Below are 26,571 nucleotides of genomic sequence, written 5' to 3' on the forward strand. Positions count from 1 at the left end.
AGTCCCTGATGCCCGACTCGCCGTCTGCCGCCGCTTTACCCGCGGATGCGCAGGCCGACGCGCCTCCTTCCAAGCGCAAGAAGCTCTTCGCGCTCTTCGCCGGCGCCATTGCCGTGACCGGCCTCGGCGTTGCAGGCTACTGGCACTTCGTTGCATCGCGCTATGTCTCGACCGACAACGCCTACACCGCGGCGGAAGTGGCATCGATCACGCCGGCCGTGAGCGGAATCGTGAAGAGCGTGCCGGTCGTGAACACGCAGCGAGTGCATCGAGGCGACATCCTCGCCGTGATCGACGACACCGACGCGAAGATCGCATTGGCGCAGGCCGAAGCGGATCTGGGTCGCGCCGAGCGCAAGGTGCGCGGCTACGTTGCGACCGACACCGAGCTCGCCGCGCAGGTCAATGCGCGCGCAGCCGAGGAAGCGCGCATGGCCGCGCAAATCGCCTCGGCGCAGGCGGACTTCGACCGCGCATCGATCGACCTGCAACGTCGTGAAGTGCTGAGCCATACCGGCAGCGTATCCGGCGAAGAACTGAGCAACGCGCGAGCCGCTTTCTCCACCGCCAAGGCTGCGCTCGACGCGGCCCGCGCCGCGGCGGCTCAGGCAAAGGCGAGCCGCGACGCGGCAATCGGATCGCTTGCGGCGAACAAGGTGCTGATCGCGGATACGACCGTCGAGACCAATCCGGAAGTGCTGCTCGCCCGCGCCAAACGCGATCAGGCACGCGTCGATCTGGAGCGCACGGTGCTGCGCGCGCCGGTCGATGGCGTCGTCGCGAGCCGCCAGGTGCAGGTCGGCCAACGCGTGCAGACCGGCGCGTCGTTGATGTCGGTCGTGCCGCTCGAATCGGTGTATGTCGATGCCAACTTCAAGGAGACGCAACTCGGGAAGGTTCGTATCGGCCAGCCGGTGGAGTTGAAGTCGGACATGTACGGCAGCAAGGTCGTCTATCACGGAACGGTCTCGGGTCTCGCGGGCGGTTCGGGATCCGCGTTCGCGATGATTCCCGCGCAGAACGCAACCGGCAACTGGATCAAGGTCGTGCAGCGCCTGCCGGTGCGCGTGAAGATCGATCCGGCAGAACTTCGCGCGCATCCGCTCGGCATCAATCTGTCGATGGAAGCGACGGTCGACACGCGCGCCGGCAACGACGCGCCCGCACACTGAGGAGACGACACCATGTCTACGAGTCAGCTCAATGACATCTCGTTGCCGCCGCTCAGCGGACCCATGCTGATCGTCGCGGCGTTGATGATCGCCGCGGCCAACTTCGTCGCGGTGCTGGACACCACCATCGCGAACGTTTCGGTGGCGACCATTTCCGGCGCTCTCGGCGCTTCGACGAGCCAAGGCACTTACGTGATCACGTCGTACGCGGTAGCGGAAGCGTGCACCGTGCCGCTGACAGGCTGGCTCGCGAGCCGCTTCGGAACGGTGCGCGTGTTCATCACGGCGCTCATCGCGTTCGGGCTTTGCTCCGCGCTGTGCGGCATGGCCACTTCCCTCGGTACGCTCGTGCTGTTTCGCGTGTTTCAGGGGCTCGCGGGCGGCCCGCTCATGCCGCTGTCGCAAACGTTGCTGCTGCGTATCTTCCCGAAGGACAAGGCCGCCGTCGCGCTCGGACTGTGGAGCATGACGACGCTGATCGCGCCGGTCATGGGTCCGGTTCTGGGCGGCATCATCTGCGACGACTACCACTGGTCGTACATCTTCTTCATCAACGTCCCGGTTGCGTTGATCTGCGGGTACTTCGGGTGGCTGCTCGTGAAGCGTTACGAGACCGTGACGATACGCACGCGCATCGACGCGATGGGTCTCGCGCTGCTCGTCATCTGGGTCTCGGCGCTGCAGATCATGCTCGACGAAGGCAAGGACAACGACTGGTTCAGTTCGATGGAGATTCGCGTGCTCGCGGTGATCGCGGTGCTCGGCTTTATCGCGTTCTTGATCTGGGAACTGACCGAGCGCAACCCCGTCGTCGATCTGCGCGTGTTCCGCCATCGCGGTTTCGCGGCGAGCGTGCTCACCGTGTCGCTGGCATTCGGCGCGTACTTCGGCGCCACGGTGCTCACGCCGTTGTGGCTGCAAAGCAATATGGGCTACACGGCGACGTGGGCCGGCTACGCGACGGCCACCACGGGCATCTTCGCGGTCATCGTGGCGCCGATCGCCGCGCGGCTTTCGACGAAGGTGGACCCGCGTTGGCTCGTCTTCTGCGGTGTGATGTGGCTCGGTTCGGTCACGCTCTACCGCACGCACAACAATTCGGCGATGGACTTCTGGCAGGTGGCGTTGCCGCTGCTGTTGCTGGGCATCGGGCTGCCGATGTTCTTCGTGCCGGTCACGAGCCTCGGCTTGAGCAGCGTCGACGAGCCGGAGACCGCGTCGGCGGCGGGTCTGATGAACTTCTGCCGGACCTTCGGCGGCGCGATCGCCACGTCGCTCGTGAATACACTGTGGGAGGACAAGACCAAATACAACCGCGCGGAGCTGTCGGGCCTCGTCGATCAGGCCGGCCACTATGCGAACACGCTGACGAATTCGGGCTGGAGCGCGCATCAGGCGCAAGCGCAGATCAGCAACATGGTGGAGTCGCAGGCGGTGATGCTCGCCACGAACCAGTTGTTCTTCAACATCGCGTGTTGCTTCGTGATCGGGGCGCTCGCGATCTGGTTGGCGCCGAGACCGACGCGCATCGCAGATACCTCGCAGGCGCATTGAAAGTGCTATACGCCGTTTCACCATGACTCTGACTTCTTATCAGCGCCAGACGCTTGCATGGGGCGCTATCGCGGCTGCGCTCGGTGTGCTTCTATGGATCTTGCGCCCGGTCCTGACGCCGTTTCTGCTCGGCGCGCTCATCGCGTATGTGTTGCAACCGGGCGTCGAATGGATGGTGCGCCAGCGCGTGCCGCGTGCCGTAGCCGTGTTGCTGATGATGTCCGCTTTCGCGTTGGCCCTGACGTTGCTGCCGCTGCTCGTATTCGCGGTCGTGCACAAGGAGGGGCCGCAACTCGCGAAGAACATTCCCGTGTTCGTCGCGAACCTGAACGCGTGCCTGCAACCACGTCTGGCTCTGCTCGGCATCAATTACTCGCTCGATCTCGCAGAAGTCCGCCATCTGCTGACGGGCGACACGAACGGAGACGGTCAGACGGTCATGCTCGCTGCGTGGCGCTACGTGCGCACGGGCACCGATGTCGTGTTGCCCGTGGTGAGCAACCTCGTGCTGGTGCCGCTCGTGCTGTTCTATCAGCTCTACGACAGGCATCAGATTTTCGCGCGCATGGAAAGCCTCGTGCCGCGGCGCTGGGTGGCCAACGTCCGGCGTCTCGTGATCGAAATGGATCGAATGCTTTCGCAATACTTGCGCGGCCAGTTGCTCGTGATGGTGTTGCTGGCGGTCTTCTACTCGGTGGCACTGAGCATGACCGGTGTAGAGATCGCATTGCCGATCGGACTCTTCACCGGCTTCGCGGTCTTTATTCCGTACGTGGGCTTCGCGTTGGGACTCTCGCTCGCGATTCTTGCCGGAGTGCTTCAGTTCGGTGGATGGTACGGTCTCGCTGCGGTCGCCGCCGTGTACGGAGCCGGGCAGATTCTGGAGAGCTGTTTTCTCGTGCCGAAACTCGTGGGGAACCGCATCGGACTGCACCCGCTCGCGGTGATCTTCGCGCTGCTCGCATTCGGCCAGTTGTTCGGCTTTTTCGGCGTGCTGCTCGCGTTGCCTGTCAGCGCGATTCTTACAGCTGTTTTGGGCGAACTGCGTCGTCGTTACGTGGCGAGTGCGCTGTATCGCGATTGAGCGGCGTTCTTGTGAAGGCGCAAAGCGCGGTCGGCTCATCGGGAGCCGACCGCGCGTCTATACGATGATGGCGCTTGCGACGTCACCGTGCTCCGACGCTCGTCAGCGCAGCGGTCTGTCGACTGGAGAAGACGAAGATGGAGACGGCCGTGCATGACCCGTCGCCGTCAATGCGACATCAGAACCGGAACGGTCATCGACGCAAGAAAGGTCCGCGTCGCGCCGCCGAGCACGAGTTCCTGCCAGCGCGCGTGCCCATAACCACCCATCACGACGAGATCCGCGCCGATATCCGCTGCACGCGAAAGCAACATCTCGCCGGCCTGTGTGTCGGTTGCAGCTTTGTTCGATGACACTTCCACCGACACGCCGTGCCGCGCGATACAAGCCGCGATGTCCGCGCCGCGAATGCGTTCTGCCTGTGCGCGGTGGGGAGCGGTGTCGATCGTCGCGACGGTCACGCGCTGCGCTGCCGTCAGGAAGGGCAGCGCGTCGTGGACGGCGCGCGCGGCCTCGCGGCTGCCGTCCCACGCGACCATCGCATGCGTGCCGATCGTCGGAAAAAAGCCCGTATAGGGAATCAACAGCACGGGGCGGCCGGCTGACATGACGAGCGTTTCCGGAAAGTGATCGCCTACGTAGGAGTCCGGATCATTCGGATCGTCCTGGCTCGCGATCACCAGATCCACGCACCGCGCGTAGTGCGGCACGCAGAGTGTCGCGCGCTCGTCGCTGGCGATCCATTCGCCTGATATGCCCGCGCGCGTCAGTTCCGCGTGAAACAGGCGCTCGATCGCAGCGCGCTGCTCGCGCCGCAATGCCGCGTGCTGCGCGTAGTAGTCGGCCGTGCCTGCCATCACGGTGAAGACGCGTGGCGGTGGCTCGAACACCGCGAAGAGGCCGATGACATAGGCGTCGAAACGCCTGGCGAGCGCAAGCGCGCTTTCCAGTCGCGGATGCGCGCGCACGCTGGTGTCGAGATGCACGAGGATCGTCTTGTAGCTCATCGCATGACTCCCTGAATCGCGGGATCGCAGGCCCTCAGTCTATGCAGCAGTTGCGTCCGCGCGCTTGACTCAGATCAACGGGCGCCGCGCGGCGCGTCGGTAGTGCTCTGCTTGATGCAGATCAAGAGCCGCCGAATCAGCGCGCATACAGTGGCTTCGTCCATGCCATGCCACGCACAGGAGTTCGGAACATGAAAGCGCTCGTCTATCACGGTCCCGGAGAGAAGTCGCTCGACGAACGGCCGTCGCCCAGGCTCGTCAGCGCAACGGACGCCCTCGTGCGCGTGACGCGCACCACCATCTGCGGCACGGATCTGCATATCCTCAAAGGCGACGTGCCTACGTGTCAGCCGGGGCGCGTGCTGGGGCACGAGGGCGTCGGCGTGATCGAAGAGGTCGGTGCGGCGGTCGTTGCGTTCAAGCCGGGGGATCGCGTGCTGATCTCGTGCATCTCGTCGTGCGGAAAGTGCGACGCGTGCCGGCGCGGCATGTACTCGCACTGCGCGACGGGCGGCTGGATACTCGGCAACAAGATCGACGGCACGCAGGCCGAATACGTGCGCATTCCGCACGCGGACACGAGCCTGTACCGCCTGCCCGCGGGCGTGGACGAGGAAGCGCTCGTCATGCTCTCCGACATTCTGCCGACCGGCTTCGAATGCGGCGTGCTCAACGGCCGCGTGGAGCCGGGCAGCACCGTGGCGATCGTCGGCGCGGGCCCGATCGGCCTCGCCGCCTTGTTGACCTCGCAGTTTTACTCGCCGGCGCAGATCATCATGATCGACCGCGACAGGAACCGGCTGGAAGTGGCGCGCACGTTCGGCGCGACCGCGTGCATCGACATCTCGCTGAGCGACCCGGTGGCCGAGACCTTCCGCATGACGGACGGCGCGGGCGTGGACTGCGCGGTGGAAGCCGTCGGCGTGCCGTCGACGTTCGAGCTGTGCGAGGCGATCATCGCGGCGGGTGGAACCATCGCGAATGTGGGCGTGCATGGCGTCAAGGCGGATCTGCATCTTGAGACATTGTGGGACCGCAATATCACCATCACGACGCGGCTCGTCGATACCGTCAGCACGCCGATGCTGCTGAAGACCGTGCGCGCGGGCCGTTTGCAGCCGAAGCAACTGATCACGCACCGCTTCACGCTCGACCGGGTGCTGGACGCATACGACACCTTCGCGCGCGCCGCCGATACCGGCGCGCTCAAGGTCATCATCGAAGTAGCGTAGGTCGATCGTGGAGAACCGACATGTCGAAAGTGCTCGTCGTTTGCTATTCGCGAACCGGCAAGACGCGCGGGTTGGGCGAGGCGCTCGCCGCCCGCCTGCACGCGGATCTAGAAGTCATCACGGAGCCGGTGGATCGGTCCGGCGTGCTGGGCTTTCTGCGCGCCATCTTCGATACCGTGTTCGCCCGTCCGGTGCAACTGCATGCCGGCTGTCGCGACGCAGCGGCTTATGAACTCGTCGTGATCGGCACGCCGGTCTGGGCCGGCACCGTCAGTGCGCCGGTGCGCGCGTGGCTTTCGCTCAACCGGCGCAAGCTGCCGCACGTGGCGTTCTTCTGCACCGAGAACGCTCGCGGCGAGACGACGGCGTTCAGAAACATGGCGACGCTCGCGGGCAAGCAGCCGGTCGCGCGCTGTGCCATCAAGCACAGTCTGCCTGCGGACGATGCCCGCCGCCTCGTCGATGTCTTCGTGGATCGCATCGAACGCAAGCTCACGCATATCGATCACCTGGAATGGGCCGCCTGAGCGGTGACGCGCGCACGGCGGGGCGCGACGCTCACGAACACGACCGCTCGACGACAGACTGGCCGTGCGCGCTGAGCCCGCAAGGCGTCGATCCACACGACGACCCGGCCGCCGTGCGCACCTGGCAATGGCTGCGCTGGCCGATGGCCGGCGCGATGCTGCTTCTCATACCCGCGTTCTACCTCGGGCTGACCGGGACAGTCGCGGCGCTGGCCGCTTCGCGCAGCCTGTATCTGGCCGTGGGACTCGCTTGCGCGTGCGTGCTCGGGCGCATGCTCGCATTGAGCCGTCATCCGGCGCGCTTCTTGTGCCGCAACGCGATGGATATGGGCATCGCGCTCGCGGCGCTGATGAGCGTCTTCGGCGGCGCGACGCCGTGGTCCGCGCCCGAGTGGATGCTGCGACTCGGGTTCATGTCGGTCGTGGCCGCTCGCATTTTTCTCGCGTTGCAGGCGCTTATCGTGCCGGGCCGTCTCGTGCTTTTAATGGCGTTCGGCGCGACGGTGCTCGCGCTCGCAGGCGCAGGCTTCTACTGGCTGGAGCCGCGTGTCCATACCTATGCCGAGGGTCTATGGCTCGCGTTCGAAAGCAGCGCGACCGTCGGGTACGGCGACATCGCGCCGACTACGCCCGCGTCCCGCGTATTCGCCGTATTCGTGGTGCTGCTCGGATACGGAATGCTCTCGCTGACGTTCGCGAGCATCGCCGCGCTGGTTATCGGCGGCGAAGAGAAGCAGCTTCGACGAGACATGCACAAGGACATCAAGCGTCTTGAACGCGAGATGGCGCTGATGCGCGACGACGTGCGCCTGCTGCGCGACGCGCTCACGGACCGCACGGCCGAGCCGGTGCGACGCGAGCCCGCGCATGAGGGACGCAGAGCACGGATACGGCCGGGCACCGAGGCTGACACATGACGCCTGCTTCGTCGCGTGATCTCGATACCCGCTGACTAGCGATACGCCTTACCGCGGCACTTGGTTGACAAGCAAAAGCGGCGTGTGCGTGATTCTTGCGACGTTGCGCGCCACGCTTCCGAGCAGCCAGCGCGCCGCGCCACGGCGGCCATGCGTGCCCATGACCAGCAGGTCGGCACGCCACGCGTCTGCCTCGCGCACGATCGCGTGCGCAACATCGTCCCGGCACTCGCACGTGCTGAGCACTTCGAAACTGGTCTCGCCGGGCGCGTTCGAAAACACCCGTCGCGCCATGGATTTCGCTGCTCGCGCGTCCTCGTCGAATGCTTCTTCGAGCAGTGAGAACGGAAGCGGATTGGTCATGCGCATGGCCTTGTCGATCACATGAATCGCCCGAAGATGCGTTGCGGATGAAGCGAGGCCCGCGCCGAAGCGCAATGCCGGAAGGACTTCGCTGCTACCGTCGACCGCAAAGAGAATGCGCCTTGGCTCGTGCGCCCCGGTTGCGTCGAACGACTCGGGGACGACGAGAACCGGCAGCCTCCGGTTGGCGGCCAGCGGCTCGGCCGTGCTGCCCTCGATCCAGCGGAGCAGGCCGTGATGCTGATGTGCGCCAATCACGAGCAGGTCCGCGTTCCAGTCTTCGGCCTCCTGCGCGATCGCCTGCGCGTTGTTCCGGCCGTCCGACAGTTCGAGCAACACCGTTTCCACGTGATGCCCTGCGTTGCGTAGCGCGTTCTGGGAACGGCGAAGCATCTCGCGCGCGTCCGTCACGGCACTGCCGCGGGCCTCGTGCAGAGAGTGGCGCACGAGGTCGGGCACCGGCAGCGCCGCATTGCACTGCGCAAGCACGCTCAGGATGCGGATGGACGCCCCGGCCGGGAGGAACTTGCCTGCATACGCGAGCGCATTCTCCGAAGCGGGTGAACTGTCGAGTGCGATCAGCACTCTGCGCGGGCGGGGCGCCCGTTCGGCGGTGTCAGTCATGTCGATTCCATCGAGTCGTCGGGCGGCGACACCCATGTTGATACTTCGCGCGTGCACGTCGCTTGATCCAGGTCAGCCGAAGGCGAGGCGCTGCGGGCGCATCATGTGCGAAGACGCTGTGCCTCACATCGAGAAAGCCCGCATGACTGAAATCGCGACCGGACCGTGGCATGAGCGGACATCCGAAGATGTCGCGCTGGCGTTCGCATCGCACGCGCGCGACGGACTTTCGCGCGACGAAGCGGCACGACGTCTGTCGCGGCACGGTCCGAACGAGACGATCCGCGAGCGGCCTCGCTCGTTGCTGTCGCTCATCGGCGGGCAGTTTCGCGACTACATGAACATCGTGCTGCTGGTGGCCGCGTGCATCGCTGGCGCAACGGGCGATGTGCGAGAGGCGTTGGCAATCGCCGCGCTGGTGCTCGTCAACGGCGCAATCGGTCTGATGCAAACCGTTCGCGCCGAGCATGCGATGGCCGAGTTGAGGAAGCTGGGCGCATCGCGCGCGACGGTGGTGCGCGACGGCGAGCGCCTCACTATTCCCGCGACCGAAGTCGTTCCGGGCGATCTCGCGTGCCTGGAAGCAGGCGCGAGCGTGCCTGCGGATATCCGGCTGGTCGAATCGATACAACTGCGCACGGATGAGTCTGCCTTGACGGGCGAATCGCTTGCCGTCGACAAGTCGGCTGCCCCGATTGCCGAGCACGCGCCGCTCGCGGAGCGCCGCGACATGGCGTATATGGGAACCAGCATCGCGTCCGGGCGCGGCAGCGGCATCGTGGTGGCGACCGGGACGGACACGGAGCTAGGCAAGATCGTCGCGTTGCTCGGACGCATCGAGCCGCCGCGCACGCCGCTACAGCAGCGGCTGGCCGCGTTCGGGCGCCAGCTGGGCATCGCCATTGCGCTCACGTGCGTGGCGATCTTTGCGATGGGCGTCGCGCGCGGCGAAGCCGTCTCGCTGATGCTGCTGACTTCGGTCAGTATCGCGGTAGCGGCGATTCCCGAGGCGCTGCCCACGGTGCTGACTGTCATGCTCGCTCTGGGCGCGCGCAATCTTGCGCGGCGACGAGCCCTCGTGCGCAATCTCGCCGCAATCGAAACCCTCGGCTCGGTCAGCCACGTCTGCACGGACAAGACCGGCACGCTCACGCTCAACGACATGCGCGTCGTCGAACTGGGGCTGCCGGACGGAAGCTGCATCCCATTCACGCAAGGCGATGCGCATTCGCTCGGTCCCGACGCGCGGTCGCTCCTTTATGCAGCGGCGCTTGCCTGCGGCGAGGAGGCGGGCGAGCGCGATGCCGAAACCGGCAAGTGGCTCGGCGATCCCACCGAAGTCGCGATCTGGCGAGCCGCGCGCGAGGCGGGCCTGGACGCTCATGGTCTCAATGAGGCCTTCCTGCAAGCGGGCGAGCGCAGCATCGAACTGCCGTTCGACTCCAGTCGCATGCGCATGACCGTGGTGTACCGGACATCGTCCGGCTTGACGGCCTACATGAAGGGCGCGCCTGAAGCCGTCCTGCCTCGCTGCGATGCCACCACTGACGGTTCGACAGGCCCGCTCGACCGGGCCACGCAGCTCGCCATTGCTGCGCGCATGGCCGCCGACGGTCAACGGCTGATAGCCGTGTCGAAGCGCGAAGCGAACGCCGGCGCCGATATGGACTCCACGGCGGCGTGGATCGAAACCGGTCACGTGTTTTTGGGTTTTTTGGGCATGCAGGACCCGCCGCGGCCGGGCGCACCGCAGGCGGTCGACATGTGCAGGCGCGCCGGCATTGTTCCTGTGATGATGACCGGCGACCATCCGCTGACGGCCGGTGCCATCGCCCGGTCGCTCGGCATCATGTCGCAGGGGCAGTCGCTTGTCACGGGGCCGGAGCTCGACGCGCTATCGCAGGACGAACTCGTGCGCAGGATAGAAAGCGTGAGCGTGTTTGCGCGGCTGGACCCGGCGCAGAAGATCCGTATCGTCGAGGCTTTGCAGACGCGCGGGCGCTGCGTGGCCGTCACCGGTGACGGCATCAACGACGCGCCCGCATTGAGCCGCGCCGACATCGGTGTAGCGATGGGCAAGGGCGGCACGGACGTCGCGCGCGAGGCTGCGGACGTGGTCCTGCTCGACGACGACTACGGCACTCTCGTCGCGGGCATCGAGGAAGGACGGCGGATCTACGACAACGTGACGAAGTTCATCCGTTACGCCCTGACGGGCAACGCGGCGGAATTGCTGGTGATCGCAGCGGGACCGCTTCTCGGGCTCCCGATGCCTTTGCTGCCCATCCAGATCTTGTGGATCAATCTCGTGACGGACGGACTACCGGGGCTTGCGCTCGCTGCCGAACCCGCCGAGCCGGACATCATGCGGCGCGCGCCGCGGCCGCCGCGCGAGAGCCTTTTCGCGGGCGGCATGTGGCAACGGATCGTCGGCGTGTCGCTGGCGATTTCGCTTCTGACACTGGGCACCGAGGCGTGCGCATTGGCGGCGGGTCAGGCGCAATGGCAGACCATGGCATTCACGGTGTTGTCGCTTTCGCAGATGGGTCTGGTGCTGGGCATCCGCTCGGCGCGCCGGTCGGTGTTCGAACTCGGGCTATGCTCGAACCGCGCGCTCGCGGGTGCGGTATGCCTGACCGTCGCATTGCAGATGGCGGCGATCTATATGCCGTTTTTCAACGACATGCTGCACACCGCGCCGCTCGACGCGTGGCAGTTGGCCGTGTCGCTCGCGGTGTCGAGTGTCGTGCTCGCGCTCGTCGAGTTCGAAAAGTACCTCGCGCGGCACCATCTGTTCCGCAAAAGCGCGGGAAGGACGTCGCGGCATGACGCGCCTTTCTGACACTCTCGGCCGGCGTCGCGTTCGCAGATGCTGCGCTCTGCAAGCGCCAGCGCATGACGGGATGGCGCGCCGATGAGAAACAGGATGCCGTTCGATGCATCGTGGCTGCCCGCCATCGCGATCCTCGCGCTCGGCGTCATGCTTGTTCGTCCGTTCGTGCAGCCCGTTCTATGGGCGCTCATCGTCGCCTATGCCACATGGCCGATACACCGCTGCGTCCTCCGGTTGCTGCGCGGCCGGGCAACCCTGAGCGCATTGACGGCGACCCTGCTGCTGGCGCTGGCGGCCGCAGGCATTGCGTTGGCCGTCGCGGTGCCTCTCACGCACGAGACGCTCGAACTGGGCCTTCGCTTGTCCTCGTGGAGCGGGCGCGAGCCCGAGCGCGTCGCGTCGTTGGCCGCCGGGGTGCCTGTCATCGGCGAAGATCTGGCCGCTTTGATTCGCGAGTTGCCGGCACGCAGGGACGAGGTTCCTCCGCTCGGCGGCGACTGGATGCGCAATCTTCCGGCAATGGGCCGACTGGTCGGCCGCAATGCGTTCCAGTTCTTCTTTACCTTGCTGGCGCTGTACTTCGTCTATCGATACGGCGCATGGCTGTCGGTCCGTGCCCGCGATGTCGCTCGCCGGAGCATGGGCGGCAGACTCGACGAATACCTCGCGTCGCTCGAAGCCGTCGCGCGCGCCGTGCTGATAGCCGTGCCCGCGACGGCAACGGGACAGGCGGTGCTGGCGGGAGCCGGCTATTGGGCGGCGGGCGTGGATGAGCCCGTCTTGCTGACCATCTTGACCGCTCTCGCCGCACTGGTGCCGTTCGGTGCGCTTCTGGTCTGGCTGCCGACGGGTGTGGTCCTTCTCATCGAGGGCAGGATATGGGCGGGGGCTGGCCTGCTCTTGTGGGGCGCGCTCGTGGTCAGCTCCATCGACAACGTGATTCGAATGCTCGTCATCGGCAATGCCGTGCGGATGCCGTTTGCGTTGGCATTAGCGGCGGTCGTGTGCGGCGCAGCGGCCTTCGGGCCGATCGGCCTCTTCATCGGGCCTCTGGTGGCGGAAATGCTGCGCTTGCTGATTCGTGAGCACGCGATGGCCTCGCCGCGCTTTGACCTTCGCCGATGTGCTCGAACATGTCCAGCGGCGCATCGACGGGCGCCGGCCGCCGCACGCCCGATGCTGCGGCGCCGGTCAAAGGCAGGCAAGCCATGAGCGACAAAGCCATGCATCGCGTCATCCCGACACCGCGTGCCACGCAATTCACGGTGGTCTCGGTCACCGCGCTGCTGCTCACGGCCGGGGGGATTTCGCATATCGCTGGCCGCATCGAGGTTGCGCGCTTGCTTTGGCTCGCGTCCACGCTGCCGGCGCTTGTCATGCTGTCGGTGTCCATCGTGCGTGCGCTGCGTCGCCGGGAGCCGGGCGTCGATATCCTCGCGCTGCTCTCGATATGCGTGGCGGCGGCCGTCGGCGAGTCACTGACCGCTGCCATCATCTCGCTGATGGTCGCAAGCGGCGGGGCGCTCGAAGGCTTCGCGCAGAACCGCGCGCGCAAGGCCTTGTCCGCGCTTCTGAGCCGCGCGCCGCAACAGGCGCATCGTTTCCAAGCGGGCGAATGGCGGCGTATCGAGCCCGAGGCGGCGCGCCCCGGCGACCGGCTGCTCGTGCGCGCGGGCGAAAGCGTGCCGGTGGACGGCACGCTGCTCGGCGAAGCCGCGCTCGACGAATCCGCCGTGACGGGCGAGTCCGCGGTCACGACGCGCAGCGCGGGGCACGCGGTCAGGAGCGGCATCATCAACGCCGGCGCGCCGTTCGAGATGATCGCCACGGCCACGGCACGCGACAGCACCTTCGCGGGCATCGTCCGCATGGTGGAGACGGCACAGCGGTCGCGAAGCCGCGCCGTGCGGCTCGCGGACCGCTATGCGCTGCTGTTCGTCCCGTTGACGATGATCCTGGCAGGCGGCGTCTGGATTGTCACGAGAGACGTCGTTCGGGCGCTGGCCGTGCTCGTCGTGGCGACGCCTTGTCCGCTGATACTTGCCGTACCGGTGGCGATCGTCTCGGGCATCTCCGCCTGCGCGAAACGCGGCGTGCTGATCAAGGACGGCGGCGCGCTGGAACGCCTCGCGAGCACGCAGGCGCTCTTCTTCGACAAGACCGGGACGCTCACGAGCGGGCAGGCGAAACTCGTGCGCGTCGAGTGCAGCGAAGGTTTCGCGTCCGACTTCGTGCTGCATATGGCTGCGTCGCTTGCGCAGGCTTCGCCGCATGTCGTGGCGGAGTCGGTGACGCTCGCCGCCCGCAAGCGGGGCATGCGCCTTACCGCGCCGACGGAAGTGGTCGAATCGGCCGGGGCGGGCGTGAGCGGCAACGTCGACGGAAAGCGCGTGGTCATAGGCTCGTTCGGCCATGCGGCGGCCGGCGCGCCCGCGGCGTCGTGGAGCGCGGTTTTTCTGCGCCGTCTCGGACGCGAAGGCGGTTCGTCGCTCTTCGTCGATATCGACGGCGTCATGGCCGGCGCGTTGTGGCTCGCCGACGATGTGCGCCTCGATACGCCGAGAGCATTGCGCTTGCTCCGGCAGGCCGGCATCGCGCGGCTCGGCATGCTGACGGGCGACCGGCGCGATGTCGCCGAAGCCATCGGCGCGAGCCTCGGCGTGACGGAGGTGTATGCGGAACAGACGCCGGCGGACAAGCTCGCGGCCATTCAGGCAGCGCAGAAGGGCGCGGTCGTGGCGATGGTCGGCGACGGCATCAACGATGCGCCCGCGCTTGCCGCAGCGGACGTCGGCATCGCGATGGGCGCGCGCGGCGTCGCGGCATCGGCGGAGGCGGCCGACGTCGTGCTGCTCGCCGACCGGCTCGATCGCCTCGTGGATGCGCTGCGCATCGCGCGCTCGTCGCGCCGCATTGCCGTGCAGTGCGTGATGACCGGCATGGGTCTGTCGATCGCGGCGATGATCGTGGCGGCGTTAGGCCTGCTGAGGCCGCTGGAAGGCGCGGTGCTGCAGGAACTGATCGACGTTGCCGTCATAGGCAATGCGCTGCGGGCATTGCGAACCACATCGCGGGCACGCGGCATGAAGGCGCTGCCGCCCGGCGAATCGGACCGCTTGCGCGCGGCGCATTCGGAGATCGAACCGTTGCTCGACGAACTCAGACGCATTGCCTACCAATTGCCCGAGTTGCCCGGCGCCTCGGTGCAGGCTGAACTCGAGAGGATCAACGAGCGTCTCACGCGCGAGCTTCTGCCTCACGAAGAGCGCGACGACGTGCACCTTTACCCGTATCTCGCAGAGCGCCTCGCGGGCGACGATCCGATGGCCGCACTGAGCGGCAGCCATCGCGAGATTTTTCGCCTTGTTTTTCAGCTCCGGCGACTGGCGGCTGATCTTCCGGCTGACGACAATGACGGGCCGGCCAGGAAGGAGATGCAGCGTCTTCTTTTTGCGCTCGATGAAATCGTGCGGGTTCATTGTGCGCAGGAGGATGAGCTCTTTTACAGCCTGGAGGAGGATGTCTGACGGCGCCGAATCGAGCGACACGAATGACATGTGCGCTGCCTCTGTATCGTTATCGAGAGCCGCTTGCTTAATCTGCATCAAACGAGACCAGTCGACGCGCTCTTAACATAAGCGCTCGCAACGATGACTCCATGAGCAAATGCGATGAGCAAGATCCTCGGAATAGCGACCATCGCGATGGTGGCGGTGATCGTCATTGCATTCGCGGTGCTCACGTGTGTGATATGGAAAAACGCGGATTGATCTGGCGGTGAGGCGGCGTCAAAGCCTCCGTTGCGAACAGTGCGTGATGCCTCGGCACCGGCATATGACCGTCCACTGAGCCAGATCAACACTACCGCGCTGCATCGCGATAGGGTTGTTTCGCGTCACGACGATCGCACATGGAGCGCGATATGACCTACCGCATGCTTTATGCGGCGTTGCTGCTGAGGGTGGCCGCGTGTTCGTCCGACGCGCGCTGGAATCGTTTCAGGGAGACAGAGCCGCGGCTTGCAGAAGCAAGAGAGTTTGCGTCGGTCGAATGCACCGGTCGAGATGAATGCACGGCGCGCTGGGAGCGCACGCGGCAGTACGTGGCGCGTCATTCGGCCACGCGCATCCGTCGCGCGGACGCGGCGAGCATCGAGACAGGGCGTCCGCTCGAAGCAGGCGTCGTTTATCTTTGGGCGACGCGCACGCCGGCGGCCGGCAATGGCTTCGACGGCGACCGGGCGCGCATCAGCCTGAGGGGCATGTGCCGCGGCATGTACGGCATGGACGGCGGCCCGGGCTGGCTGTATTCGAGCTGCGCGAGCCAGATTCGCAGCATCGAGATGAACTTCAGGAAGTATGTCGTCGAACCCGATTCAAGCTTGCCTGACGACGCAGCATGACAGCGCGCTGCTTGATATGAGTCAAGCGCGTTCGACGCGAATAACGGACGATGGTCTGACGCCACCATCTCAGCGTTCGGACAGGGCGTTCACCGGCGCGCCGGCATTTGCAAAGAAGGTGGGAGAGCACGATCATGGGCCTCGGATTGCAGATTGCGTATTTCGGATTCGCGGGGTCCAACGACGCGGAGCGCGAGGCGGGCGTGGAACTCGTGCGGCTGGAGCGGCTGGCGAAGGACATCGCCAATTGCCATCTGACGGTCGAGGCTTACCGCGATCCGTCGGGCCAGCGCGTTTTCGATGCGCGCCTCGATCTCATCACGCGCGAGTTCGATCTACTGCCGGTGGCGAGCAGTACCGACGCGGACTTGAGCATCGCGATTCACCATGCGTTCGACAATGCCGTGGGCCTGCTGAAGCAACGGTGCGTGTCTTCGCCGGCATCTTGACGACGGATGCCTTTTCTACGTTGCGCTGAAGCCCAGGCCGGCCGGTGGCGCGGCGTCCTCTTCGTCCGAGAAGAGTTCGTGCTCGGGAACCGTCGTCTCGCAGTCAATGCACTGGATATGCCAATGTCCGAATACCTTGGCAGGCGTTGAACTGCTGCCGCGCGAAGCCAGAGATTCGGCGCGGCCTTGCTGCATCTCGCGGGGTACGCCCGTCGTTTTCGGCAGGGCAGCGAGCACGAGCCCGTGCAGCAAAACGAGCGGCGTGATGCTGCCCGAATCCCGCAGCAACGTGCCTTCGCGCGCGGATTCCCATGTGCCCCAAGCCGGCAATTCGACGCGCTCGTGCGCCTCGCGCGACCAGCGGCCGCGTTCGCGGTCGATCCACAGCACGGCAAACGCCGGTTGCGCGGCGTGATCGAAAGCATCGAGTTTGAGCGTGATACGCATGTCGCTCTCCGTGGAGGCCGTCTCAGTGGCGCAATACCCATTGCACGAGCGCATGCGCATCTTCGGCCGAAATCGACCCGCCGCGCTCGGGCGGCGAGGGCATCGCCATGTCGCCCCAGTGCGCGCGCCCGCCCACGCGCACCTTGTGTTCGAGCATCGCCTGCGCTTTCGGATCGTCGCGATAGCGCTCCGCGATCTGCTGAAACGAGGGCGCGAGGAAAGGCGAATCGTTGGTATGACAGAACATGCAGTGGTGCTGATCGACGAGCGCGTTTGCATCCGTCTGCGCCAGCGCGGGCGCGGCGCTCAGCAGCACGCCCGCGACGAAGCCGATGGAAAGCGCGTGACGGGCGCGGGCGGCTCGCCTGGCGCGCGCGTTGGCGATGTGAGTGAGCATGGCGGCGCAATGGACCCGAGTGAACACACACGACGATGATGCGGTCGCGCGGCACGGGCCGCTTGATCTGCATCAAGCGTCGTGGGCGCGGGCAAGCGAACATGGATAGATGTATCGCGATCGAAGGGCGGCGAGCCGGCGCCGCTTTCCTCATCCCGTGCGAGGCACATCACCATGAACATCACGTTTTCGCAAAGCGCTCCCATCTATGCAGGCGACGAGCCCGCTCTCACCTTCCTTGCGTATGTCGACGGACAGCGTATTCCCTGTACCATCTCGGCAGAGGCCCTGGAGGATCATTTCGGCGCGGCGTCGTCGCGTGAAGAAGACTTGCGGCACGCGTTCGAACTCGGCCGCGTCGCGATAGAAGGCGCCGCCGAGCAATTGCTGACCAGCGTGGGACGCAGGCCGGTCATGCTGCGCAGCGGCTATTTCCGTTTCGACGATGGCGGCACGCTGCGGATACAGCGGCATCGAGCCTGGAGATTGCCGGACGATGCACCCGCCGCTCGCGCGGAAAGCGCCTATCACGGAACCCATACGCACGGAGCCAAATGATGCGTGCCATGCTCTACGACGGAACCGCCCCGCTACTGCGCGCCGCCGATATCGGCGATCCCGTCGCAGGTCCGGGGCAACTGCTCGTGGATGTCATCGCGTGCGGCGTGTGCCGCACGGATCTGCATGTCGTGGATGGCGAACTGGCGCATCCGAAACGGCCGGTCATTCCGGGGCACGAAGTCGTCGGCCGCGTCGCCGCGATCGGCGCGGGCGTGGACGGCTTTGTCGTGGGCGACCGCGTGGGCGTGCCGTGGCTCGGGCACACTTGCGGCCACTGCACCTATTGCGCGACGCACCGCGAGAATCTGTGCGACAGCCCCGGCTTCACCGGCTATACGCTGGACGGCGGCTACGCCGAACGAATGGTCGCGGATAGCCGCTTCTGTCTGCATCTGCCGTCGCGTTACGGCGACGTCGAAGCCGCGCCGCTCCTGTGCGCGGGACTCATCGGCTACCGGACGCTCAAGATGGCGGGCGATGCGAGGCGCATCGGCATTTACGGCTTCGGCGCGGCGGCGCATATCGTCGCGCAGATCGCCCGGCACGAGGGCCGCACTGTCTACGCGTTCACGCGCGCGCGAGACAGCGCCGCTCAAGCGCTTGCGATGCAGCTCGGCGCGGCGTGGGCCGGAAGCAGCGATGAGCGGCCGCCCGATGAACTCGACGCCGCGCTCGTCTTCGCGCCATCCGGCGCGCTCGTGCCCGCGGCGCTCGCGGCGCTGGCGAAGGGCGGCATCGTCGTGTGCGGCGGCATCCATATGAGCGATATTCCGGCGTTCCCGTATGCCCTGTTGTGGGGCGAGCGGCGCATCGTGTCGGTGGCGAATCTGACCCGCGCCGACGGTCAGGAATTCATGCAGCGCGCGGCGTCCATCCCGCTCCATCTGCAAACGACCGTCTATCCGCTCGCCGACGCGAACCGCGCGCTGTCGGATCTTCGCGAAGGTCGCATGGTCGGCGCCGCGGTGCTGCGCATCGCGGCGTGAGCGCATTCGTTCACACGCTTTCCAGTTCCGCCTGATCCAGAATGCGTACGTCCTTGCCGCGCGCATCGACCACGCCGGCTTTCTGGAGCTTCGAGAACATGCGGCTCACGGTTTCCAGCTTGAGCCCGAGATAGCTGCCGATTTCCTCGCGCGTCATGCGCAACACGAACTGCGCCGGCGAATAACCGCGCGCCTTCATGCGCGTCGAGATGTTCAGCAGGAAGGCCGCGACGCGTTGCTCGGCCGTCATCGTGCCGAGCAACATCATCAGGCTGGATTCGCGCACGATCTCGCTGCTCATCAGCCGGTGCACATGATGCTGAATGGCTTTGACTTCGCGGCAGAGCAGTTCCAGCAGGTCGAAAGGAATGATGCATACGACGCTGTCTTCGAGCGCGATCGCATCGCAACTGTGGTGGTCCGAGCTCACGCCATCGAGTCCGAGCGCGTCGCCCGCGAGGTAGAAGCCCGTGAGCTGCTCTTGTCCTTCGCGGTGCAGCACCACGGTCTTGAAGCAGCCGCTGCGCACCGCATAAAGGCTCTGGAACGCGTCGCCGCAACGGTAGAGTGATTCGCCGCGCCGCACGGTGCGCGTCGAGCAGATGATGGCATCGAGACGCGCGGATTCATCCGGCGTGAGCCCGCTCGGCATGCAGACGCGCTGCATCGAGCAGGTCGAACAGCGTACGGACTTGTGCTTGATGTCGCAGCCGGCGCGATCGGCGCTATTGGCGGAACGGGTGAAATGGGTTGAATGGGCGATCTGATACACGCGGCGCGAGGCCGGTGCCGTTGCGGGTGACGCAGCAGTTCTGCCATCGCTTACCTGAAACATGACGCCTCCTGTCGAACTCGATTCGCGCACGCGTGCCAGCTTCGATCGCAAGGCCCGACAGCCTAGATGCGCAACGGTTGGTTGATGCATCGAATTATTTGCCGCGCCATCTCAAAAATATATCGGCGCGCGTGGAAAGTTCGGTAGGCGTTTCCGAAGCGGTGTAGGGAAATCCTGACAAGCCTCTCGCTCAAACGTCGCGGCTTGCGTCGTTCGCGCCGCTCGCGTCGCTCGCGTCGCTGTCGTCCGTGTCGTCGTCCAGCAGCTTGTGCCGCACGGCATAACGCACGAGCGCGGCCTCGTGCGGCATGTTCATTTTTTCGAGGATGCGCGCTTTATACGTGCTGACCGTCTTCGCGCTCACGTACAGGGCGTCGCCGATCTCGTTGATGGATTCGCCCGCGCACAGCCGCCGGAACACGTCGAACTCGCGGTCGGACAGGCGCTGATGCGGAAGCGCGTCGGCCGGTTCGGCGAGGCTTTGCGCCATGCGCTCGGCCATGGCGAGGCTGACATACGCGCCGCCCGCCGCGACCTTCGCGAGCGCCGCAACCAGTTCCGCGCTCGCGCTTTCCTTGGTCAGATAACCCGACGCCCCAGCCTTGAACGCCCGCGCCGCGTATTGCTGTTCGGCGTGCATCGTGAGCACGAGGATGCGCAGCGCGGGCCGTTCTTCCTTGATCTGCTTCAGCAGGTCGAGCCCGTGGCGGCCGGGCATCGACAGGTCGAGCACGAGCACGTTCGCATCGGTCGAGCGCGCGAGCTGGAGCGTGCTCGCGCCATCGCTCGCTTCGCCTGCGACTTCGAATCCGCGCGCATTGTCGAGGATATGGCGCAAGCCTTCCCGCACCATCGCATGGTCGTCCGCAATCAGCACCTTTATCGTCATGGTTGCGATTCCTGTTCGCTCACGGCGGCAAGCGGCAGCCGGACAGTCAGCGCGAAGCCGTCGTCCGGGTTCGATTCGATCAATACCGTGCCGCCCAGCGCGTTCGCGCGCTCGCGCACGCCGAGCAGGCCGAACGACTTGCTGTTCGCGCCGGGTAACGCGGGCGCGCCCACGCCGTCGTCTTCGACACGCAGCACGCAATGGGCATGATCCGCGCCGAGCGAGAGCTTCACGCGGCTCGCGCGGGCATGCAGCACGACGTTGTCGAGCGCTTCCTCAATGATACGAAAAACGGCGGTCGCTGCGTCCGCATTGAAGGCGATCTCGCCCGTGCCGAACTCGCATTCCACGTCGATGCCCTGCCGTTGCGTGAAGTCGTCGACGAGCCAGTCGATGGCGGCGGCAAGTCCGAGATCATCGAGCATGACGGGCCGCTGATGAGCGGCTATGCGCCGCAACGAAGCGATGTTGCCGTCGATCGCACTGCGCATGCGCGCGAGCTGGCCGGCCACGTCGTCGCGCTGAGCGGCGCTGGCAGTCAGCCGCGCTTCGAGGGCGGCGACGTCCATCTTCAGCGCGCTCAGTGTTTGTCCGACATCGTCGTGCAATTCGCGCGCGATGCGCGTCCGTTCCTTTTCGCGCTCGTGCTGAAGATTAGCCGACAGCGCGCGCAGTTCCTCGCGCGAACGTTGCAGTTCGGCCTCGGCCTGCACGCGCTGAGTCACGTCGCGCAGGATGACCGTGAAGAGCTTGCCGTCGATATCGTCGATCTGGGAGATGGATGCCTCGACGGGAAACTCCTCGCCGTCCGCGCGCAGGCCGTAGAGCACGCGCTGCGCGCCCATCTGGCGGTCGGACACGCCCGTCTGACCGAAACGCCGGACCTGTTCCTCGTGCGCCGCGCGGTATCGCTCGGGGATGAAGCGCGACAGCGGCGCGCCGATGGCCTCGCTCGCCGGGCAGCGGAACACGCGCTCGGCCATCGGATTGAAGAGCACGATGCGCTGCTGCGCATCGACGGTGATGATGGCTTCGGTCGTCGAGCGAATGATGCCGTCGAGCCGCGCCTGCGGCAATGTAGCCGACGCGGGCGCGACACCGGCCGCGCGGCGGCGTATGAGGAGCACGACGTAGACGAGGCAGGCGAGCAGCGCGGCGTTAGCCAGTCCGCTCGCGATGAGCAATGCCGTGACGCGCGGCGTAAGGACCGAAGCGCTCAGCGTGCTTCGAACGACGGCCCACCACGCCGCAAAGAGTATCGCGCCGGCGATGAGAGCGGTCGCGAGCGCGACGACACGACCTGCCGAAGCAGCCGATGCCGTGACGGAATCCGGGCCTACGTTGTTGGTCATATCGGCCTGATGCGAAAGTCCGCGCGGTCGCGCTATTCGAGCCAGACCGGGCGGTGCCAGTAAGCGCGTTGTGAATGCATTATCGCCGATGCCCCGCCGACGCACGCGCAGGCTTTCGCGGTCTCAATCGCTGGCGGCAGCCGCCTGGCGTCTCGCGAGTTCCTCGGCATCGCGTCCCGGCACGAGCAACACGGGCCAGCGCGAGAGCCGCACGAAGCGTTCGGCCACGCTGCCGAGCACCAGGCGCCGCCAGCCGCGACGGCCATGCGTGCCCATCACCACGAGGTCGGCGCCGAAATCTTCCGCGCAGTGACAGATGCGCTGGGCGATGTCGTCGCCCGTCAACTGGACTTCGCCGATGAACGGCGTTCCCTCGACCCCTTCGCGATCCATGCGCTTCGCGGCTTCCGAGGTCAGGCGCCGGCCTTCTTCCATCATGGCCTCGCGCATGTCGGGATAGAAGGTGGCGGCGACGTCATAGGAGACCGGCTGCAGGTCCACCACGAAGAGCGGCCGCAGTGCGGCGTGATTGTCCCGCGCGATCTTCAAGGCTTCGTCGAACGCGTGCGCGGACGTGGGACTGCCGTCGATGGGGGCAAGAATGCGGGTGTACATGGCGGCCTCGTGGCGGGTAATCGCAGTCGCGTCGAGCGCGGCATCGGAATGACGATTCGTTCCTTGCGCCCGACTCTACCGGCCGCCGCTCGCCCGCCCTTGATGCAGATCAAGCCGGCGCAAGGCGGCGTTCGGCGCGTGATTCCTTTGATCTGACGCAAACGCGCCCAAAGGCGCGGCGCATAGAGTGAAAAGCGTCCAACGGAGAACGAACATGTCGCTCAAAGCCAGAGTGGAAGCCGCGCAGTGGGTCGTCACCTGCCAGACGGAGGAGACGCCGCGAGGCTTCATGTGCTCGATCGGCCTCGAACATCCGAACGTGGAGGGCGGGCGTTTCGCTCACCGCTTCAAACACGCATCGACGTACGTCAGCGAGAGCGATGCGTTGCTGGCCGGACTGCGAGAAGGCTTGATGTGGATCGGACTCAAGACGTCGAAGACGATTGCGGTGTAGGGGTGGTCGCATCTATGTGATACGTACGACTAAATAACAATTTGTCCACAAGCCGCGCGAGCGTTGCGCTGATTGCAACGAGCCTCGCGATCGCTGCGATCGGCGTGTTCCTGCTTCATACGTCGCATGGTGCCATTCATCGGCCGCCGCTTCAGGCGAGTCCGTTGAGCGGAAGATCGACGCTGATACGAAAGCCCTCGCCCGGGCTGCTCTGAAACGCAATGACGCCGCCGAGTTGCCGCACGCGCTCGCCCATGCCGAGCAGACCGAAGGCGTTGGCAGCGCGTGGCCCGGCGAGATTGGCCCCGCGGCCGTCGTCCTGAATCGTCAACGTGTAGCGGTCTTCCGCGCACCGTATCGCAATGCGCACCTTGCTCGCGTCGGCATGCCGAACCACATTGGTCAACGCTTCCTGCACCAGACGAAAGACGGACGTGGACGCGTCCGGTCCAAAGCCGACTTCATCGCCCGAGACGTCGAGCGTGACGTCAAGACCATAGCGGCGGCGGAAGTCGCTGACGAGCCATTCGATGGCAGCGAAGAGACCGAGATCGTCGAGCACCGGCGGACGCAGACCCGCTGCGATGCGCCGCACGGAAGCAATGACCGTGTCGATCTGCGCCTGTATGCCCTGCGTGTCGCGAAGCGAATGGCGGGCGAAACCTGCGCCGTCGCGCTGCGCATCGAGCGCCGCGATCTGCATTTTGAGCGACGCAAGTTGTTGACCGAGATCGTCGTGCAGTTCGCGCGCAATGGATGTCCGCTCGTCTTCGAGCGCAGCCTGAACATGCGCGGACAGATCGCGCGCATGCTGAAGCTCCGCGAGCCGCAAGCGGTCCGTCATGTCGCGCGTGACTTTCGCGAATCCGATTAGCTCCCCTTTTTCGTCGCGCAGCGCGGTGACGACGACGTTGGCCCAGAAGCGCGATCCGTCTTTGCGAACGCGCCAGCCTTCGTCTTCGACGCGTCCAGCTCGCGCTGCGGTGTCCAGTTCCTTTTGGGGCTTGCGCGCGGCGATATCCTCGGGCGGGTAGAAGGCGGAAAAGTGACGTCCTATGATCTCGTGCGCCTCATAGCCCTTGATGCGCCGCGCGCCGTTGTTCCAGGTCGCCACGTTGCCCTGCGCATCGAGCAGGAAGATTGCGTAGTCTTCGACGGACTCCACCAGGAGGCGAAAGTGCGCGTCCGTCGTGAGGGCAGAAGTGACCGTTTCGTCGCCCGCCGGCGCGCGGTCCGCTGACGTGGACGAATCGCAAGAACTGCGCATCTGGGATCTCCGGTGGCAGGCTGCCCGATTTACCGGTTCCCAGTGTAGACGCAGGGAATTTGTTCGTCACGCGTTCGTGCGCACGCTCCCTTTCATGACACGACGACATCGGACATCGCGCGCCGTGGCGTATGCGCGCAGCGCGGACCGCGACCGATGCGCAGCAGCAGTTGCGGCAGCGCGCTCATGCCGGCTTCCTTGCGCACGGCGTCGCGCAGAGAGTCGGTTTCGATCGGCTGATTCAGATACGACGCCGTCAGCCCGAACGACACCGCAGTGAGCAACACGCGCTCGAGTGCCTGCCCCGAAGCGAGCCACGCGGACGGATCGTCCTGCCCCGTGCCGATGCAGAGGAACATCGGCGAATGCTCGGCGAGCTCGCGATGCACGGCTGCCACGCCGCTGCCGAGATCGAACGTTCGGATCGCCGACGCGGTGATCGGCGTCGCGAAGTCGAGCAGCGCGCTCACGCCCGCTGCATAGCCGGGCATGCCGTCGCCGCGCCGGCTCGAATGGATCCAGCTTGCCAGTTCGCGCCGGAAGCGGGGATCGTGAAACTGCAGATGATCGGCTTGTGCGACAAGTTCGGCGATGTGCTCGCGTGCCGGCGCCGATGCGATGGCGGCTGCATCGACGCCTTCGTCGAGCGCGGCCTGCACGAGCGCGTCTTGCGTGTCCGCCGGAATCGGGCTTGCGTCGAACGCCTCGCGGGTCGTCACCCGCCGCGTCATGGTGTCGAACAGGGCGGCCAGCGCGCCGTCGTGCGTCCCTTCGCGCGATACACGGACGTGCGCGAGCACGTCCGGGTCGAAGTGGTCCGGAAACAGCGTGATCGCGTACCGCAGCCCGACATGTTGAATGGCGACGCGCAGATTGAAGAGCGCCGCCCCGCACGCAATGATGAGCTCGCGATCGAACGGATCGATGACGGGCAGCGAGCGCGTACGGTCCGCATAGAGCAGCACGTTCGAGCCGTCCACGACGAAACGCCACGGCTGCGCATTGTGATTCGATGGCGCGAGCACCGCATAGCGAAGCGCGAAGTGCAGTTTCGCGGCGTCGCCGGCAAGCGGTGAGAGGGACGCCTCATCGATATCCCAGGCGTCGGTCGCAATGGTCGGATGCATGGCTACGTCCTCAAGCAGATGCGCTTCGATGCGTCATCGTCGCAGACGGCGCATCAGGACGGTTGACATGGATCAACGGCGTCCGGCCACGCGTCCATAGAGTCGGAACGTGCGCCGCATGAACGCGGCCGGCGAAACGCACTGTCGGTTGATGCAGGTCAATGGCGCCGGACACGCACGACGTAGACTGATTCCGTGCTCCTGCATTAATCATGCGGGATCCTAACGGTGTGCCGAACCGACCCCTGCTCGGGCCGGTCCCCTTTCTTTCCTCGCTCTCAAGGAGACAACCGTGAGCAACATGACGCGCTTCGATCCCTTTTCGATGGAACCCGTATCCGAGATGTTTCAGGGCCTGTTTCGGCCGCTACGCGGCCTTTCGCCTGACGACACGCCGTTGAGCCACGTGAAGCTCGACGTCAGCGAAACGGACGCGGCCTATCAGGTGAAGGCCGAACTGCCCGGCGTCGACAAGAAGGATATCGATGTGAAGATCGATCGGAACACCGTTTCCATCCATGCAAAGAGCGAGCGCAACAAGGAACAGAAGGACGGCGAGCGCGTGATCCGCCGCGAACGCTATTCGGGCGAGATGAGCCGCTCGTTCTCGCTGGGTAGCGAGATCGACGATGCCGCCGCCACCGCGCAATACCAGGACGGCGTGCTCACGCTCACGCTGCCGAAAAAGGCGCCCGCCGACCAGAAGCGCCTGAAGATCAACTGACCGCCATCGACGAGGTGCGCCCCATGAAAGAGGATTGGAAGCTGAAGCAGGACGTGGAAGAAGAACTCGAATGGACGCCCGAAGTCGTCGCGGCGCGAATCGGCGTCGAGGTATCGGGCGGCATCGTCACGTTGTCCGGACATCCGCAAAGCTACGCCGAGAAGCTCGCGGCCGAGAAGGCCGTGCGCCGGGTGGCCGGCGTGCGCGCAGTGGTGGTCGAGATGGACGTGCGCCTGCCGCATCACGAGGTGCGCTATGACTCCGACATCGCGAACGCCGCGGACACCGTGCTGCGCTGGACCGTCGGGTTGCCCGAAGGCGCGGTCAACGTGCAGGTCGAAAGGGGCCATGTCACGCTGCGTGGCGATGTCGAGTGGGCGTACCAGAGTCACAAGGCCGTGCGCGCGATCGCGCATCTGCGTGGTGTCACGGGGGTGACCGACCTGATTCGCGTGCGATCCGATTTCGCGGTCGAAGACATCGGCAAGCAGATCGCAGGTGCCTTGACGCGTCACGCCGAGCGCGAAGCCAGACACATTGCGATCAAGGTCGAGGACGGTACCGTCACGCTCTCGGGCAAAGTCGGCAGTGCCACGGAGCGAAACGCGGCACGCGGCGCGGCCTGGGCGACGCGCGGTGTCACCGCGGTCATCGACAACCTGGAGTTCGGTTGATCCGTGTTCGTTACCGATCAAGACCCACACGCGCGAGCGACGCAATCGACCGCTCGCCCTGCCATCCAAAAGTAACGGA

General features: G+C 65.7%; 26 protein-coding genes. 16 read left to right on the top strand and 10 right to left on the bottom strand.

What is annotated here, in order from left to right; genetic code table 11:
* Window positions 1–8 precede the first annotated feature (8 nt).
* The 3 genes from NCR34_RS24660 to NCR34_RS24670 are packed head-to-tail and all read left to right on the top strand — an operon-like array spanning window position 9 to window position 3,810.
* Window positions 9–1,172 carry an HlyD family secretion protein gene (locus NCR34_RS24660; RefSeq protein ID WP_248324227.1) on the top strand — a complete coding sequence of 388 codons (1,164 nt, stop codon included), beginning with the start codon at window positions 9–11 and terminating at the stop codon, window positions 1,170–1,172.
* Between the two features lie 12 nt (window positions 1,173–1,184).
* On the top strand, window positions 1,185–2,726 hold the full coding sequence (locus NCR34_RS24665) for a DHA2 family efflux MFS transporter permease subunit (RefSeq protein WP_284506685.1): 1,542 nt from the start codon (window positions 1,185–1,187) through the stop codon (window positions 2,724–2,726).
* Window positions 2,727–2,748: 22 nt separating this feature from the next.
* Window positions 2,749–3,810: an AI-2E family transporter gene (locus NCR34_RS24670; protein WP_248323783.1), complete on the top strand. Its 1,062-nt coding sequence runs from the start codon at window positions 2,749–2,751 to the stop codon at window positions 3,808–3,810.
* Between the two features lie 167 nt (window positions 3,811–3,977).
* Here the strand turns inward: NCR34_RS24670 and NCR34_RS24675 are convergent, their stop codons facing one another.
* Window positions 3,978–4,817, bottom strand: coding sequence for a universal stress protein (locus NCR34_RS24675; RefSeq protein ID WP_248323784.1), 840 nt, complete (start codon window positions 4,815–4,817; stop codon window positions 3,978–3,980).
* Between the two features lie 191 nt (window positions 4,818–5,008).
* Here NCR34_RS24675 and NCR34_RS24680 point away from each other — a divergent pair, with 191 nt between their 5' ends.
* From NCR34_RS24680 to NCR34_RS24690, 3 genes are read left to right on the top strand one after another with little or no spacing between them, the layout of a single operon-like run.
* Complete coding sequence (locus NCR34_RS24680; RefSeq protein WP_248323785.1) at window positions 5,009–6,049, top strand: zinc-dependent alcohol dehydrogenase family protein; 1,041 nt, start codon at window positions 5,009–5,011, stop codon at window positions 6,047–6,049.
* Window positions 6,050–6,069: 20 nt separating this feature from the next.
* A complete protein-coding gene (locus NCR34_RS24685) occupies window positions 6,070–6,576 on the top strand; it encodes a flavodoxin family protein (protein ID WP_248323786.1) in 507 nt (168 codons plus the stop codon).
* Window positions 6,564–7,493 (top strand): potassium channel family protein, encoded by a 930-nt coding sequence (locus tag NCR34_RS24690; RefSeq protein ID WP_248323787.1) that lies wholly within the window; start codon window positions 6,564–6,566, stop codon window positions 7,491–7,493. The genes NCR34_RS24685 and NCR34_RS24690 overlap by 13 nt, the downstream gene beginning before the upstream one ends.
* Before the next feature lie 48 nt (window positions 7,494–7,541).
* Here NCR34_RS24690 and NCR34_RS24695 read toward each other — a convergent pair whose 3' ends face one another.
* Entirely contained in the window at window positions 7,542–8,480 is a 939-nt protein-coding gene (locus NCR34_RS24695; protein ID WP_248323788.1) for a universal stress protein, read from the bottom strand.
* Window positions 8,481–8,622: 142 nt separating this feature from the next.
* On the opposite strand from NCR34_RS24695, the gene NCR34_RS24700 reads away from it, so the two are divergent.
* The 5 genes from NCR34_RS24700 (at window position 8,623) to NCR34_RS24720 (ending at window position 16,164) form a co-directional block, all read left to right on the top strand.
* The gene (locus tag NCR34_RS24700) at window positions 8,623–11,322 is read left to right on the top strand and encodes a cation-translocating P-type ATPase (RefSeq protein WP_248323789.1); all 2,700 of its coding nucleotides are present in this window, start codon (window positions 8,623–8,625) and stop codon (window positions 11,320–11,322) included.
* Between the two features lie 84 nt (window positions 11,323–11,406).
* Entirely contained in the window at window positions 11,407–12,525 is a 1,119-nt protein-coding gene (locus tag NCR34_RS24705; RefSeq protein ID WP_248323790.1) for an AI-2E family transporter, read from the top strand.
* The gene (locus NCR34_RS24710; RefSeq protein ID WP_248323791.1) at window positions 12,522–14,840 is read left to right on the top strand and encodes a heavy metal translocating P-type ATPase; all 2,319 of its coding nucleotides are present in this window, start codon (window positions 12,522–12,524) and stop codon (window positions 14,838–14,840) included. Before NCR34_RS24705 ends, NCR34_RS24710 begins: the two co-directional genes overlap by 4 nt.
* Before the next feature lie 395 nt (window positions 14,841–15,235).
* Complete coding sequence (locus NCR34_RS24715) at window positions 15,236–15,715, top strand: hypothetical protein (protein ID WP_248323792.1); 480 nt, start codon at window positions 15,236–15,238, stop codon at window positions 15,713–15,715.
* A 134-nt stretch (window positions 15,716–15,849) separates the two neighbouring features.
* A complete protein-coding gene (locus NCR34_RS24720; protein ID WP_248323793.1) occupies window positions 15,850–16,164 on the top strand; it encodes a hypothetical protein in 315 nt (104 codons plus the stop codon).
* Window positions 16,165–16,179: 15 nt separating this feature from the next.
* Here the strand turns inward: NCR34_RS24720 and NCR34_RS24725 are convergent, their stop codons facing one another.
* Window positions 16,180–16,611, bottom strand: a complete 432-nt coding sequence (locus NCR34_RS24725; RefSeq protein WP_248323794.1) for a DUF3564 family protein — start codon at window positions 16,609–16,611, stop codon at window positions 16,180–16,182.
* A gap of 22 nt (window positions 16,612–16,633) precedes the next feature.
* The gene (locus NCR34_RS24730) at window positions 16,634–17,008 is read right to left on the bottom strand and encodes a c-type cytochrome (protein WP_248323795.1); all 375 of its coding nucleotides are present in this window, start codon (window positions 17,006–17,008) and stop codon (window positions 16,634–16,636) included.
* 81 nt (window positions 17,009–17,089) lie between these two features.
* Between NCR34_RS24730 and NCR34_RS28250 the strand changes: the two genes are divergently transcribed.
* The gene (locus tag NCR34_RS28250; RefSeq protein WP_350029451.1) at window positions 17,090–17,566 is read left to right on the top strand and encodes a DUF1488 family protein; all 477 of its coding nucleotides are present in this window, start codon (window positions 17,090–17,092) and stop codon (window positions 17,564–17,566) included.
* Complete coding sequence (locus NCR34_RS24740) at window positions 17,566–18,555, top strand: zinc-dependent alcohol dehydrogenase family protein (RefSeq protein WP_248324228.1); 990 nt, start codon at window positions 17,566–17,568, stop codon at window positions 18,553–18,555. The genes NCR34_RS28250 and NCR34_RS24740 overlap by 1 nt, the downstream gene beginning before the upstream one ends.
* 10 nt (window positions 18,556–18,565) lie before the next feature.
* Here the strand turns inward: NCR34_RS24740 and fnr are convergent, their stop codons facing one another.
* The 4 genes from fnr to NCR34_RS24760 all read right to left on the bottom strand — a co-directional run bounded on the left by fnr (window position 18,566) and on the right by NCR34_RS24760 (window position 22,246).
* Entirely contained in the window at window positions 18,566–19,390 is an 825-nt protein-coding gene (fnr, locus tag NCR34_RS24745; protein WP_248323796.1) for a fumarate/nitrate reduction transcriptional regulator Fnr, read from the bottom strand.
* A gap of 190 nt (window positions 19,391–19,580) precedes the next feature.
* Window positions 19,581–20,279, bottom strand: coding sequence for a response regulator (locus NCR34_RS24750; protein ID WP_248323797.1), 699 nt, complete (start codon window positions 20,277–20,279; stop codon window positions 19,581–19,583).
* Window positions 20,276–21,631 (bottom strand): PAS domain-containing sensor histidine kinase, encoded by a 1,356-nt coding sequence (locus tag NCR34_RS24755; protein WP_248323798.1) that lies wholly within the window; start codon window positions 21,629–21,631, stop codon window positions 20,276–20,278. Before NCR34_RS24755 ends, NCR34_RS24750 begins: the two co-directional genes overlap by 4 nt.
* A 123-nt stretch (window positions 21,632–21,754) precedes the next feature.
* Window positions 21,755–22,246: a universal stress protein gene (locus NCR34_RS24760; RefSeq protein ID WP_250501223.1), complete on the bottom strand. Its 492-nt coding sequence runs from the start codon at window positions 22,244–22,246 to the stop codon at window positions 21,755–21,757.
* A gap of 214 nt (window positions 22,247–22,460) precedes the next feature.
* Between NCR34_RS24760 and NCR34_RS24765 the strand changes: the two genes are divergently transcribed.
* Window positions 22,461–22,700, top strand: coding sequence for a hypothetical protein (locus NCR34_RS24765; RefSeq protein WP_248323800.1), 240 nt, complete (start codon window positions 22,461–22,463; stop codon window positions 22,698–22,700).
* A 151-nt stretch (window positions 22,701–22,851) separates the two neighbouring features.
* Here NCR34_RS24765 and NCR34_RS24770 read toward each other — a convergent pair whose 3' ends face one another.
* Window positions 22,852–23,967, bottom strand: coding sequence for a PAS domain-containing sensor histidine kinase (locus tag NCR34_RS24770; RefSeq protein ID WP_248323801.1), 1,116 nt, complete (start codon window positions 23,965–23,967; stop codon window positions 22,852–22,854).
* Window positions 23,968–24,059: 92 nt separating this feature from the next.
* A complete protein-coding gene (locus NCR34_RS24775) occupies window positions 24,060–25,094 on the bottom strand; it encodes an Acg family FMN-binding oxidoreductase (RefSeq protein WP_248323802.1) in 1,035 nt (344 codons plus the stop codon).
* A gap of 292 nt (window positions 25,095–25,386) precedes the next feature.
* On the opposite strand from NCR34_RS24775, the gene NCR34_RS24780 reads away from it, so the two are divergent.
* The gene (locus NCR34_RS24780; protein WP_248323803.1) at window positions 25,387–25,818 is read left to right on the top strand and encodes an Hsp20/alpha crystallin family protein; all 432 of its coding nucleotides are present in this window, start codon (window positions 25,387–25,389) and stop codon (window positions 25,816–25,818) included.
* 23 nt (window positions 25,819–25,841) lie between these two features.
* Window positions 25,842–26,492: a BON domain-containing protein gene (locus NCR34_RS24785; protein WP_248323804.1), complete on the top strand. Its 651-nt coding sequence runs from the start codon at window positions 25,842–25,844 to the stop codon at window positions 26,490–26,492.
* Window positions 26,493–26,571: the final 79 nt, after the last annotated feature.

Source organism: Caballeronia sp. GAWG1-5s-s (genome assembly GCF_023631445.1).
In the GTDB taxonomy this organism is placed as follows: Bacteria; Pseudomonadota; Gammaproteobacteria; order Burkholderiales; family Burkholderiaceae; genus Caballeronia.